The organism is Hungatella sp. SL.1.14 (assembly GCF_024460495.1).
Classification (GTDB): domain Bacteria; phylum Bacillota; class Clostridia; order Lachnospirales; family Lachnospiraceae; genus Hungatella; species Hungatella hathewayi.
The window spans coordinates 105,539-119,171 of sequence record NZ_JANFYJ010000006.1 but is presented as its reverse complement, the minus strand read 5'-3'; the positions used below and the strand labels follow the sequence as shown (position 1 = coordinate 119,171).

Genomic DNA, 13,633 nt, shown 5'->3' with positions numbered 1-13,633 from the left:
CTCTGATATAACGTCTGCTTTCGCCTTCTATGTTCATATTGCTGTTTCACATATTTTTTAGAATTTATGTCTGGCACTAGTTTGATGCAGCTCTGCACCGTAGCGTATTCAACAACATTCCATGCATACTCTCTATTGATTCAATGGGCTATCTGTATTTGTCACTTACAATTATTTTTGATTGATTGCATCCAGAGCTGCCTGCGCGGTTTCTGCGGCCTCCTTGAGGGCATCGGCTGCCGGAACATTTTCAATTTCCACTTTATCTGCTGCAATGGCCAAAGCATCAAAAATTTTTCCGCCGGTAGGATCAATAGGATCCGGGGAGGCATGCATGGCCTGAGATAAAGGAACAAGGGCATGGGGATTTTCAGCGGTATAGGACTGATATTCCGGGATATCCAAGGTAGTTTCGCGGACTGGTATATAACCGGTTGCCATGGACCATCTTGCCTGCTGGGATGCATCCGCAAAATATTTCATAAACTGGTAAGCGCCGTCCTTGGTTTTATCTTTTCCTGTTTCCACCATCACTATCTGTAACACTCTGGCAACCGGCGCTGAGGGATTATCCCCGAACCCAGGCTGTTCCATGGCGCCCACCTTAGAAAAATCCAAATCGGCCTGATCGCCGGAGGAACCGGTATACCCGCCCGCTTTGTCTTGAAGTACGTCATCCATGGTATCATACCAATATTCCCAGCCCTGGCCCCCATAGTGTATTACCATGGTCTTATCCTCATGAATCCATCTGCGGGCTGCTTCCCATGTTTCAACCCATGGTTCCGTATTGATGAGCACGGTGCGGCCGTCATCACTGATCATGGCACCGCCGTTGCTGAGGGCCATATCAATCAGGTTGTCTTCTCCCCACATCGGTTCCCATCCATTAGCGCCCGTATTTTGTTGGATAAGGGCGGAGGCTTTCGCTAAATCTTCCCAGGTCTTAATCGTATCAGGCTGAATACCTGCCTTTTCAAACAAATCTCTGTTATAGTACATAACCTGTGTGGTTCCATAAGCCGGCATGGCATACAGGATGCCATCGTCACCAAGGCATTGGCGATAGAATACAGGAATCAAATCTTCTTTATTAAAGGATGAGTCCTGTTCTATATATTGGTCCAGAGGCGCTAACAGTTCCTTCTTTGCAAGGTTTCTGGTTTTATCAGAATCCAGAAGTGCAATGTCAGCAGCATTTTTCCCTGCGATTCCAGCCTGCAGCTTAGTGTATGTCTCATCATAATCAGCCTGCTGAACCCCGATTACCGTATACTCGGATTGGGACAGATTGAAATCCTCTATGATGTCCTCCATGACTCCCGCTGCGGTCTTACCGCCGGAATACCAGAATCTAACCTGAACTTTGCCATCGGCTGTAACGGTATCATCAGGCGCTTTCCCTCCGCAGCCTGTCAAAAGAGAAAGGCTGACTGCCAGTAAAACGGCAGCGCTTGTTCCTGTTCGGAAAGCTTTTTTGAATATTGATGTCCGGCAATGATTGATTAAGGGGCATTTTAGCTTCATTTTATGTTCCTCCTGTTTTGTGATTTATGATTGAATTGTTTTCATTAACCTTTACAGCCAAAGTCAGTAATGCCCTGAACAATCAGGCGCCAAGTACCAGCAAATAAAATCAGTAACGGCACGACAGTTACCGTGCCTGCTGCCATTACCAGGGACCACTGGGTCCCATAGGCGCCTCCCTCATAGAGAAAACGCCGCAGTCCCTGTGATACCAGGCTCAGATCCGGAGAATCGGTTATCAGAGACGGCCACATATAACTATTATAGGTATTAATAAAAGAAAGAAGGATAAATGTAACAAAGGAGGGCCGGGTCATAGGAACAATGATTCTTGTAAGAATCATGAGATGACCGGCGCCGTCCATCCGGGCCGCCTCCATGGTCTCCGAAGGAACTCCTGCGAATGCCTGGTGAAGCAGGAAGATACCGAACACACTGACACCATTGGAAAGAATAAGCCCCCCATAGCTGTCTAAAAGTCCTAACCTGGACAATATCATATAGCATGGAATGTAGGTTACTGCGGTAGGCACCATATAGGTGAACAGAACCAGCCGAAATAGAATATTCTTTCCTTTCGCCTTCATAAAAGTCACGGCATATGTAAAAAGAGCGCAGCATATGACCTGGATTATCACAACACTGACTGCTACCAGCAGGCTGTTAGCCAGATAGCGCGGAATTGGAGAGTGAAATAAAATCTCGCTGTAATTTTGGTATTGTGGATCTGATGGAAAGAAGATATCCACTGCCATGACCTCTTCTTTTGTTTTAAGGGAGCTGACAGCCATCCATAAAAATGGAAAGGCAGTAAAGCAGCATGCACCTCCTAATATAAAATGGACAACACAGGACCGGATGATATGGAGGGTGCGAGGGATATACTTCATGATTAAGCCTCCTTGCTTTTTAGTCTGATCTGGAGCAACGCCAGGCTCAGACCAATAATCATAAGGATGACTACCGCCGCGGCTGCCCGCCCCATATCAAATTGTTCAAATCCCATCTGATAATATAGATATAGCAATGTCCGGGTGCTTCCTGCGGGACCGCCCTGAGTCAGGATTTGTATCTGGTCATAGGCGCGCAGGGAATCTGCTGTCATAATAATTCCTGTCACTAAAATAGCCGGCCGTAAAAGAGGCAAAGTAATATGTAGGAAGCGCTGCATACTTCCTGCACCATCAGCAGAAGCAGCTTCGTGAAGTTCTGATGGTATCCGGGACAAAGCTCCTGTAAAAAGGAGCATGACATATCCCAGATTCTTCCAGACAGTTACCAAAGCTACGCTGGCTAACGCTGTATTAGAACTGTGGAGCCAAGCAGATCCCGGAAGTCCAAGCAGGTGCAGAAGCTGATTTGCCAATCCAGAGTCCGGTTCAAATATCCAGGTCCATACAATCGATACAGCCACGGCTGGTGTTATCCATGGAGAAAAAATAATAAGTGAGTAAATCGTGTGCTTTCCTGCAGACCATATAAGAACTGCCAGAAGAAGCCCCAGAACCAGGACAGGAATCACAGTCTCCAGTGCAAACAAAAGAGTGTGTGTGAGTGCATCCCAAAAAGCCTTATCTTTAATAAGGGAAGTATAATTAGCCAATCCTGTTACATGAAATCCTGCGGTCATGTAATCCCAGTCCGTAAAGCTGATTCCAATAGATGCCACAATAGGAAGCAGCCAGAACAGGATTAGAAACATAAAAGCAGGTGTTACAAATGCTATGAATGTGAATTCAGACTTCCACTTCTTACTGCAATGAGAATCATTCATAATCTACCACTCCCATAACTGTATTTTTTGTTCAATAGCATACTTTTTATCATATATTTGAACACAAAAAATAGTAGCACAGATACCAGAATATGTCAACAGAATTGTTCAAAATAATTATTTATCATTAATAATTGAACAAAAAAATACTTAATACCGGAAAATTTAATATGATTCCTGGCGACAAAATCATTACCAGGAATCACATTTTTATAAATGCCGCAGATTCGTCCGATAATGGCGTAATGCCATTTCATTTTCTGGACTACATACTTTTTCCAATTCGGAAACCATCGACTGCCTGTCTTCGGGGAGTCTCCCTTCCACCCACACAGCATTAGAGGCTCCCAATGTTGCAAAGTATACCGGTATCTCCAGATGCTCGATGAGCGCTTTGACTTCTTCCAGCTTTTCCAGTTCGCTTTCCTCCTGCCATCTGCCTTTTTGAACTTCTCCATACAGCTCGGACTCCGGATAAATAGTTAGCATAGAAGAACCTATAATCTTTGGCCGGGTCATATTAAAAATCTTCGCACTCTCCAACGCCCCCTCAACGCCGCGCCCAGAACCGGAAACCCCGGTAAGATAGAAAAAATTATAGGTGATATGGGCATTATCAAGACGTTCCGCCTGAATGGCAATATCCTGTACTTTATATCCTTTGTCCATAAAATCAAGCGCCGCTTCGTCCCCCGTCTCGGCTCCAATCGTAATGCCGTCATATCCTAAACCATGTAGTTCCTGCAATTCCTCATCCGTTTTCAGTGCAACATCTGTTACACGGGCAAAGCAGCCAATTGTCTCACATTCCGTGAAATACTGATGGATAAGTTCAGAAATTTCCTTCAGCCGCTTAAACTGCAAAACAAACGGATTCGCCCCAACGAGATAAACGCGCTTTACCCTGCTACTCCTTTCGTGAAGTTGATACTGCGCCTCCTGAAGATCCGCCTCTATATCCGTTAGCGGCGACATACGAAATTGAAACGGAAGATCATCATACAAAGTGCAGAATTTGCATTTGTGGTGCGTACAGCCAGCAGTAACTTCAATAAGCAGTGAACCAGCCTCATAAGGCGGGCGCCAGATTGTACCTGTATAGTGCATAAAACAGCTCCTTTCCTGAACAAGCAGAATTAATATTTTTTTCTGGCTCTATCATAAAGCCATGCTCCTCCCATGACAAGTACGGTCTTTTTTTGAATATAGTATTATTTTTCCTACTATGTATTTCTTTTTACCGTACATTGATTTTCTTCTTTTTTCAGGGTATAATCCGGATGAGATAAGGAGGGTCGGTAGAATGGCAGACAATAAATTCCAGACAAAAGACGCGATGGCCCGCTGTGTTCCTATGAGCAGCCTTCAGGCCGTATTAAGTGGTAAATGGAAAATTCTGATTCTTTGGTATGTCGCGTTTTACAAAGTACAGAGATTTGGGGAACTGATGCGCCGGCTGGACGGCATCACGCAATCCACGCTGACCAAACAGCTCCGGGAACTGGAACAAGACGGTTTTCTGCACCGTGAGATCTATAAAGAAATCCCGCCAAAAGTAGAATATACATTGACAGAATTAGGAAAAAGTTTTATACCTGTTTTAAATCAGATGATGACATGGAGTGAAATACATCTTTGCCCTCCAGATTATACCAGCCCTTATTCCGGCAAAAAACTGCCGGATTGATTATTTCAGTTGAATCTAATCTGATATATAAGTTTCAGGAGGTGATACCATGAAAATAGGAATCTGTGATGACGAACCGCATGTCTGTAAGCAGATGCAGGCGGAAGTAAACCATTACTATCATAGCCTAGACATTCTCCCAGTAACTTTTTCCCATGCTGAACAGCTGATTGAGGCTCTGCGAAAGGATCCTGACAACTTTCTGTGTATTTTTATGGATATTGAGCTGGAGGGACTGGATGGAATCACCGCCTCCCGCCTGATACAGGGCATGAACCTGAATATCCCCATCATCCTTCTTACCAGCCACAGCGAATTTGCCCCGGAAGGCTACGAAATATCCGCTTTCCGCTTCTTGACAAAGCCGCTGGACCGTAAAAAAATGGTGGAGGCTTTGAAAGCCGTGGAAACCATGCAGATACGGAACCGGAAAATAGCAATCTGCCAGGATGGGCAGGAGATTTACGTCTCCTATCAGGACATCTGCTATATAAAAAGCGAAAATGTTTACCTGCGAATACGTTCAACCCGGCAATCCTATCTGGTACGAGGCACACTGCAGAAATACCTTGAGCAGATGCCTTCCCTCCTGTTTTGCCGGGTACACAGAAGCTATGCCGTTAATCTTTCGCATGTTCAGTCATTTGACGGGACGGATGTGATTATGGAAAATGCCTTGCTTTTTTTGGTTTCCCTGTACTCTTGCGGGGAGATTCCATACTCTTTCTTAAATGCCCGGTAAAAGCCGGAGTAATCCTGAAACCCGAACATCGGATACACCTCGCTTATCTTCACATGATTCAGGAGCGCTTCCCTGCACGCCGCCACCCGCTTCTTTGTGATGTACTGGTGGACGGACAGACCCATATTGTCTTTAAACGCATGGGAAATATGATATTTGTTCACATAGAACTCTCTCGCCAGACGCTCCAGTGTCAGCTCCTCATCCAGATGCTCTTCTATATAATCGATAAGCTTCTCATACAGATCACGCTCTTCCTTAGGACTCTTCGGGTGATTCTGCTCATAAACGACCCGGTTCAAATGCAGGATCAAATCATTGACACACAGCGGTATCTTTGCCGTTTTCCCGAAACGCTGTGAGTGGATTTCCTCAATCAGATGAAAGACCTTCGACTGAATCGTATTGAATGCAATCACGTCATTGTGAAAGATATACTCCTTTCTGACTGTCACATACTGCATCAGATATCCATAGTCCCGGCACAGCTCCACAAGCTGGTTACAGTATTCCCGGCTGATCCAGAACACAAAGCGCCGGTATGGCGTTTCTTCATCATGGACGACGGCGCGGTGCCTGATCTCCGGCGGAATTAATACCAGATCCCCATACTGCAATGGATATTGCTTCTCTTCGATTTTCATCGAAATATTTCCCTCTAAGAAAAAATAAAACTCATAATAGTCGTGAGTGTGCAGTTCTACCTTCGACAGATAATGTTCTTTATAATAATAGATTTCAAAGTCCTCCGACAGCATATACTGCCGGGTACTGAATTTTGTCTGCAAATTTTTCTTCATCTTATTCCTCCTCTTTTATCTTAACACCAGACCGCAACCCTTGCAATACACACAGCACTCCTGACAATTGGATTTTTTCCCTGAATGTCTATAATGTATTTCATAGTTAAATATTAATTTACAAAAAGAAAGGAAAAGAACACTATGGAAATGACACTCAGATGGTATGGTTCAAAATTTGATACTGTTACCTTAAAACAAATCCGCCAGATTCCCGGAGTCACAGGAGTTATCACTACATTGTATGACACCGCCCCGGGGGAGGTATGGAGCCGGGAACGCATCCGTGCCATGAAAGATGAGGTGGCTGCCTCCGGCCTTCACGTATCCGGCATTGAGAGCGTCAACATACACGATGCCATCAAGACAGGATCCGCCGACCGTGATACTTATATTGACAATTACATTGAGACACTTGAGAATCTTGGAAAAGAGGACATCCATCTTGTATGCTACAACTTCATGCCGGTATTTGATTGGACCAGAACCGAACTGGCGCGTGTACGCCCAGATGGCTCCACCGTACTTGCATACACTCAGGAGGCGGTTGACGCACTTGACCCTGAAAATATGTTTGAGTCTATCGCAGGCGATACAAACGGCACCATCATGCCGGGCTGGGAGCCGGAGCGTATGGCTAAAATCAAGGATCTTTTCGCCATGTACGAGGACATTAACGATGAAAAATTATTTGCCAATCTGAAATACTTTCTGAAGCGTATCATGCCGGTCTGCAACAAATACGATATCAATATGGCAATTCACCCGGATGACCCGGCCTGGAGTGTATTCGGACTTCCGCGTATCATCATCAACAAGGAGAACATCCTGCGCATGATGGAGATGGTGGACAATCCGCACAACGGCGTGACCTTCTGCTCCGGCTCCTACGGTACAAATCTGGAAAATGATCTGCCGGATATGATTCGCTCCTTAAAGGGCAGGATCCATTTTGCCCATGTCCGCAACTTAAAGTTCAATTCTCCGACAGATTTTGAGGAATCCGCACATCTTTCTTCTGACGGAACCTTTGATATGTACGAAATCATGAAAGCGCTCTATGACATTGGATTTGAGGGACCGATACGCCCTGACCACGGGCGTATGATCTGGGATGAGGTGGCGATGCCCGGATATGGTCTTTACGACAGAGCGCTCGGCGCAACTTATTTAAACGGTTTATGGGAAGCAATTGTGAAAGGGGCAGATAAGTCATGCAGGTAAATGAACAGGGTTTAGCAAACAAAAAGCAGTGGGAAGACAAGGGTTATTCTCTTCCGGGATTCGATAGGGCAGCCGTATCTGAGAAGACCAGACAGAACCCCTTCTGGGTTCACTTCGGTGCGGGCAACATCTTCCGTGCCTTCCAGGCAAAGGTCGTGCAGGATCTTTTGAACGAAGGTGTTTTAGACCGCGGACTGGTAGTCGCCGAAGGCTTTGACTATGAGATTATCGAAAAAATGAACCACCCTCATGATGACTACAATATCCTGGTAACCTTAAAGGCAGACGGCTCTGTGGAGAAAACCATTGTGGGCAGCGTGGTAGAGTCACTCACTGTTGACTCTGAAAATGATGCTGATTTCACCCGCCTTCGTGAGATTTTCCAGAAGGACTCTTTACAGATAGCCAGCTTCACCATCACTGAAAAAGGCTATAGCCTTGTAAATGGCAAAGGCGAACTTCTCCCCTCTGTTGCAGATGATATGAAGAATGGCCCGGAGAAGCCGCAGAGCTACATCGGTAAGGTAGTAAGTCTTCTCTACACAAGATTCCAGTCCGGTGAGAAACCGATTGCCATGGTAAGCATGGATAACTGTTCCCACAACGGCAGCAAATTGTTTGACGCAGTCCACACATTCGCCGCAAAATGGTCCGAAACAGGTCTGACAGCCGCTTCCTTCGTGGAATATATCGAAAATCCCGCAAAAGTATCCTTCCCATGGTCCATGATTGACAAGATTACTCCAAGACCGGACCCGTCTGTAGAGGAACTTCTGAAAAAAGACGGCGTAGAGGAATTAGACCCGGTAGTCACCTCCAAAAATACATATGTTGCACCCTTTGTAAATGCAGAAGAATGCCAGTATCTTGTTATTGAGGATGTATTTCCAAACGGGAGGCCCCAGCTTGAAAGAGGCGGCCTGATTTTTACCACACGCGAGACTGTGGATAAAGTAGAAAAGATGAAAGTCTGCACCTGCTTAAATCCGCTTCATACCGCTCTCGCTATATTTGGCTGCCTCCTTGGTTATGACCTGATATCGAAAGAAATGCAGGATGTTACATTGAAAAAGCTAGTAAAAGAAATCGGCTATACTGAAGGACTCCCGGTGGTCATCAATCCCGGTATCCTGGACCCGAAAGAATTTATAGATACGGTACTCAATGTCCGCATACCGAATTCGTTCATGCCGGACACCCCGCAACGTATCGCCACCGATACCTCTCAGAAGCTGGCAATCCGGTTTGGCGAGACAATCAAAGCATACGAAGCGTCCGATACACTTTCTACTTCTGACTTGAAATTTATCCCGCTTGTATTTGCCGGATGGCTCCGGTATCTGATGGGTGTAGATGATCAAGGCAATCCGTTTACTCTAAGTCCGGATCCTATGCTTGACACTCTGCGGCCCTATATATCCGGTATAAAGCTAGGCGATGCCGTAGACGATGCACTGCCAAAGCCGATTCTTGAAAACAGCACTATCTTCGGCGTCAATCTTTATAAAGTGGGACTGGCTCCCCTTGTATGCCGCTATTTCCGGGAAATGACAGCCGGATGCGGTGCGGTGAGGGCAACACTTGAAAAATATATATAACATTTTATATAGTCCGGAAGGGAACCTTTACGATGAAACCATTTATTAACGACGACTTTTTATTACAGACCAATACGGCCAGGGAATTGTTTTCCGGCCATGCGCGCAAGATGCCCATCATTGATTTTCACAACCATCTGAATCCGCAGGAAATTTACGAAGACAGATGCTATGACAACATCGCCCAGGTATGGCTCGGAGGCGATCATTATAAGTGGCGCGCCATGCGTGCCAACGGTATACCGGAACAGTTGATTACTGGCGGCGGACAGCCTTATGAGAAGTTTCTTGCTTGGGCGGATACCGTACAGAATTGTATCGGTAATCCTTTATACCACTGGACCCATCTGGAGTTAAAGCGGTATTTTGACATTGATGAAACACTGTCTCCCGATACGGCAAAAGACATCTGGGATATCTGTAACCGGAAGCTAAGGTCACCACAATACTCTGTCCGCAATCTTCTGAACATGCAGAATGTGAAAGTCCTCTGTACCACGGATGACCCTGTTGATGACTTAATCTGGCACAAGAAGCTTGCCCAGGAGCAGTCAGATTTCCAGGTGCTGCCCACCTTCCGCCCTGGAAATGCCCTGGATATTGAAAAGGATAATTTTCCGTCCTATGTGGCCTGCCTTGGTTCCGTATCACAGTCAGACGTGTCTTCACTGGACGGGCTGACCGAAGCGTTAAAGAAGAGGCTGGACTTCTTCATCAGCGCAGGCTGCCGGGTGACCGATCACAGTCTGGAGAATAGCTTCTATCTTCCGGCTTCCTACGAGACAGCCAATGGGCTATATCAGAAGAGACTCACTGGCGTTTCCCTTTCTTCCGAGGAAGCAGCCATGTACCGGGGATTTTTACTGACAGAGCTTGGACGGGAATATGCCCGGAGAGGACTTGTCATGCAGCTTCATATCGGCGCGCTCCGCAACAATTCTTCCAGAATGTTTGAAAAACTGGTTGCGGATACAGGCTTTGATAGTCTGAATGATTTTAATTATGCTCCACAGCTCTCCGCGCTATTGAACGCCATGGATTCTACTGACGAGCTGCCCAAAACAATCCTCTATTATCTGAATTCGAAGGATGTGGACATGCTTGCCGCCATGGCCGGGAATTATCAGGGGAACAGCACCGGTATCAGGGGAAAGATTCAACTTGGTAGCGCCTGGTGGTTCTGTGACCATAAGCGTGGGATGGAACGCCAGATGGACGCTCTGTCCGACGTTGGGCTTATCTCCCGCTTTGTAGGAATGCTTACCGACTCAAGAAGCTTCCTCTCCTTCCCGCGGCATGAATACTTCCGACGTATCCTGTGCAGCAAGCTGGGTACCTGGGTGGAGAATGGAGAATACCCGAAGGACATGGCCTATCTTGGCAAGCTGACAGAAGACATCTGTTATTACAATGCCAAAAACTATTTTAACTTATAGGATACATCATGTCCGATGCATATCCCGACATTCTGGTTAGCACAGGAACAGTCCTTACCATAGAATACTAACATCGGAAGGAAAAGGATATATAAAAATGTATGGGAAATCGGATACCGATTTTCCCGGAACGCGCCTATTGAATGTAATAGCCTGTATTAATGCTGGTTTTGATATAAGCGGTATGATATTAATTCTGGCTCTTATGTTCATCGGGGGTGAATTGACTATACGCAGCGTTTCACGTAATCTGTCAAAAGAAGATAAATTAGAAGAAATGGATGAGCGCAACCAGCTGATTGAACTGAAGACAAAAAGTCAATCCTTTCGGTTAACACAGTAGATTTGTTTCGGACTAATGCTTACATTTCTTATTATGGGAAAAATATCAGGAGAAAAAGCATTTATCGGTATGGGAGTCGGACTTGCATTTGCATATACCATTTCCATGTTTGCAGAGATTTTCACTTACTGCTATTATGAAAAACATACTTAAAGGAGGCAGCGGCAAATATTTAAAAAAACTTATAGCATTCATTGAAAGATAAGCGTGACGGGCAAATTGATATCCGTTCAAAGTACCACGCATAGGATAAAATAGATGATTGACAAATGGGTACAATATGCTGGGAAGTGAAAAAATCAGTAGACCGTTCTGCGTCAAACAGCAGGTTTCCAAGTTACTGAATACCTGCTGTTTATTGTTATTTGACTTAAATCGCCATATCTTCCGGTACCATGTCAATCCCTCTCTTTCATAACCGGTTGGAACCTGACCTCAATTTCCTGTCCACCCTCCTTGATAGAAATCGTTCCCTCATGGGCCATGATAATCTGCCGCACAATCCGCAGTCCCATCAGGTGTACATCCCCGTCAGGCATCTGTCCCTCATTTAAAAAACGGCAGATAGACGGCGGAATGCCTCTGCCGCTGTCATAAAATACCACATGAGGGCAGCCGTCTTCCAGCCAGGCACGCACCCCAAGGCTGCATCCGTCTTCATTATGGCGGATTGAATTACCAAGTATGTTTTGGAATGCCCGGAACAGGAGCTGTTCATCCGCTTCAAACGAGAATGCCTCAAATTCAGGCTCAATACAGATGGACAGCGGATAATACTCTGCATCTTCCAGGGAATTCAGTACATCTGCAGCGACCCTGCGCAGGATTGCTGCCAGAAAGACCCTTTTCTTTCGCAGCGGCTGCACATTATACTCCAGCTTGGATGCAAGGTTCAAATCCTCGATCAGATTCCGGATTCGGACGCTCTGTGCACGGATTAAGCCGGCCTTTTCCCGGATTTTGGGATCTGTATCCAATTGACGCTCTATCATATCTGCATATCCCATAACCAGGGACAGTGGGGTCCGTATATCATGGGATACCCCGCTAATCCACTCCGTGCGCGCCTCATCCCGTTTCTCCAGCTGTTCCCGCTGTGTTGTCAGACGGTCGGAGGTCCGGTTGATGGTATAGGCAATCTCCTTCACATTCCCTGTTTCCGCCAGATGGACGCTCCCTCCTGACGCCAGCTTTCCAATCGAATCCGCGATCATCCGCATCCTTCTGTAATAGCGGAATCCGGATACCAATAGAATCAGGACTGCCGCTGCCAACGTACTGGTAAAGCTCAACGACAGGAATGTAAAAACCGCCTTTAGCTTATCCATATCCTGATGGACCGCATAATTCCATATGCTTCCTTTCGGATAGCCAACCACCAGAAGTCCCTTTTCACCGCCCCATACATAAACCGGATAATCCTCCAGATACCAGCGTGTAAAAGAGGCCACCTGGGAGGTTGTGTATGTGTGGTTTAACTGCTCCGGCAGCTGATAGCTCCAGACCGGAGTTCCTGCATCATCCAAAAGCATGGCAAAGGAAGCCCCCATCTCCTGGAGACAGGCGGCCGCCTCCTGCCCATCTTCATCTACCGCCTCATATATCCGGGCGATGGAATCCCTCTTTCCGCCGCTGTCATTATCATAAAGCTTTGAGGTAATGACAGCCAGCAATACAAACTGCATTAAAACAAACATAAAAATGATCGCCAGTGCCGTAGCAATATAATTAAAATAAATCCTCATCAGGCTTTTCATCTGTTCATCCGATACCCTAATCCTTTCACCGTAATTAAAAACGCCGGTTCCGATGGCTTCTCCTCTATCTTTTCCCGCAGTTTGCGGATATGTACCATCAATGTATTCTCATAATCAATATAATTCTCTCCCCAGACCGACTCCGACAGGACATCAAATGTCAGTATCCTTCCCCGGTTTTCCATGAACAGTTTCAGAAGCTGGTACTCTTTATTCGTCAGAGAGATGGTCCTCCCCGATCCGTCCAGAACCCTCACCACCCCTGCAGACAGGTCCACCTCCCGATTACCTAGCCGGTAACACTCTGGCTGCTCCTCCAGCCGGTAGGTCCGTTTTAAGATCGCTGAGATACGCAGTACAAGCTCCCTTGGAAGGAATGGTTTCGTCATGTAGTCATCCGCCCCCAAATCGAGTCCCTGGAGCCGGTCCTCATCCTGATCCCGCGCGGACAGGAACAGAACCGGGATCCGCTGATTTTCCAGCACGGTCTTGATCCGCTGTAAGAAAGAAAACCCGTCCTCAAACGGCAGATTGACATCCAGAATCAGGAAGTCCACATCGCCGCTTTTTATCCTACTCTCTGCCTCCCTGCAGGAAAAAGCTGTCTCCACATGGGAAAAACCCTCCTGCCTGCAAATATTTTCCACCAGACTGCATAGCTCCTGGTTGTCATCCACCACTAAAATACGTGCTTCCGTAAGCTTCATTCCAATCACCTGCCTTTTGGTTTTATTATAGCCGATTT

General features: G+C 46.2%; 13 protein-coding genes. 6 read left to right on the top strand and 7 right to left on the bottom strand.

Annotated features, from left to right (window positions below):
* Positions 1–171: 171 nt before the first annotated feature.
* From NE473_RS08550 to NE473_RS08535, 4 genes are all read right to left on the bottom strand, one after another.
* A complete protein-coding gene (locus tag NE473_RS08550; protein WP_006776529.1) occupies positions 172–1,527 on the bottom strand; it encodes an ABC transporter substrate-binding protein in 1,356 nt (451 codons plus the stop codon).
* Between the two features lie 44 nt (positions 1,528–1,571).
* A complete protein-coding gene (locus tag NE473_RS08545) occupies positions 1,572–2,417 on the bottom strand; it encodes a carbohydrate ABC transporter permease (RefSeq protein WP_039893217.1) in 846 nt (281 codons plus the stop codon).
* Between the two features lie 2 nt (positions 2,418–2,419).
* On the bottom strand, positions 2,420–3,301 hold the full coding sequence (locus tag NE473_RS08540) for a carbohydrate ABC transporter permease (protein ID WP_006776531.1): 882 nt from the start codon (positions 3,299–3,301) through the stop codon (positions 2,420–2,422).
* 210 nt (positions 3,302–3,511) lie between these two features.
* On the bottom strand, positions 3,512–4,408 hold the full coding sequence (locus tag NE473_RS08535; RefSeq protein ID WP_117632222.1) for a radical SAM protein: 897 nt from the start codon (positions 4,406–4,408) through the stop codon (positions 3,512–3,514).
* Positions 4,409–4,604: 196 nt separating this feature from the next.
* On the opposite strand from NE473_RS08535, the gene NE473_RS08530 reads away from it, so the two are divergent.
* Complete coding sequence (locus tag NE473_RS08530) at positions 4,605–4,988, top strand: winged helix-turn-helix transcriptional regulator (RefSeq protein ID WP_039892760.1); 384 nt, start codon at positions 4,605–4,607, stop codon at positions 4,986–4,988.
* 49 nt (positions 4,989–5,037) lie between these two features.
* Positions 5,038–5,730: a LytR/AlgR family response regulator transcription factor gene (locus tag NE473_RS08525; protein ID WP_006775898.1), complete on the top strand. Its 693-nt coding sequence runs from the start codon at positions 5,038–5,040 to the stop codon at positions 5,728–5,730.
* Here NE473_RS08525 and NE473_RS08520 read toward each other — a convergent pair.
* Positions 5,625–6,530, bottom strand: a complete 906-nt coding sequence (locus tag NE473_RS08520; RefSeq protein WP_006775899.1) for a helix-turn-helix domain-containing protein — start codon at positions 6,528–6,530, stop codon at positions 5,625–5,627. The two genes, NE473_RS08525 and NE473_RS08520, sit on opposite strands and share 106 nt — an antisense overlap.
* A gap of 144 nt (positions 6,531–6,674) precedes the next feature.
* Between NE473_RS08520 and uxuA the strand changes: the two genes are divergently transcribed.
* From uxuA to NE473_RS08500, 4 genes are all read left to right on the top strand, one after another.
* Positions 6,675–7,754: a mannonate dehydratase gene (gene uxuA, locus NE473_RS08515; protein WP_006775900.1), complete on the top strand. Its 1,080-nt coding sequence runs from the start codon at positions 6,675–6,677 to the stop codon at positions 7,752–7,754.
* Complete coding sequence (locus NE473_RS08510; protein WP_055650811.1) at positions 7,745–9,352, top strand: mannitol dehydrogenase family protein; 1,608 nt, start codon at positions 7,745–7,747, stop codon at positions 9,350–9,352. Before uxuA ends, NE473_RS08510 begins: the two co-directional genes overlap by 10 nt.
* 32 nt (positions 9,353–9,384) lie before the next feature.
* Positions 9,385–10,788 carry a glucuronate isomerase gene (uxaC, locus tag NE473_RS08505; protein ID WP_055650810.1) on the top strand — a complete coding sequence of 468 codons (1,404 nt, stop codon included), beginning with the start codon at positions 9,385–9,387 and terminating at the stop codon, positions 10,786–10,788.
* 97 nt (positions 10,789–10,885) lie between these two features.
* Positions 10,886–11,131, top strand: coding sequence for a hypothetical protein (locus NE473_RS08500; RefSeq protein ID WP_006775903.1), 246 nt, complete (start codon positions 10,886–10,888; stop codon positions 11,129–11,131).
* A 398-nt stretch (positions 11,132–11,529) separates the two neighbouring features.
* Here NE473_RS08500 and NE473_RS08495 read toward each other — a convergent pair whose 3' ends face one another.
* Positions 11,530–12,888: a histidine kinase dimerization/phospho-acceptor domain-containing protein gene (locus tag NE473_RS08495; RefSeq protein WP_006775905.1), complete on the bottom strand. Its 1,359-nt coding sequence runs from the start codon at positions 12,886–12,888 to the stop codon at positions 11,530–11,532.
* Positions 12,885–13,595, bottom strand: coding sequence for a response regulator transcription factor (locus tag NE473_RS08490; protein WP_055650809.1), 711 nt, complete (start codon positions 13,593–13,595; stop codon positions 12,885–12,887). Before NE473_RS08490 ends, NE473_RS08495 begins: the two co-directional genes overlap by 4 nt.
* Between the last annotated feature and the right edge of the window lie 38 nt (positions 13,596–13,633).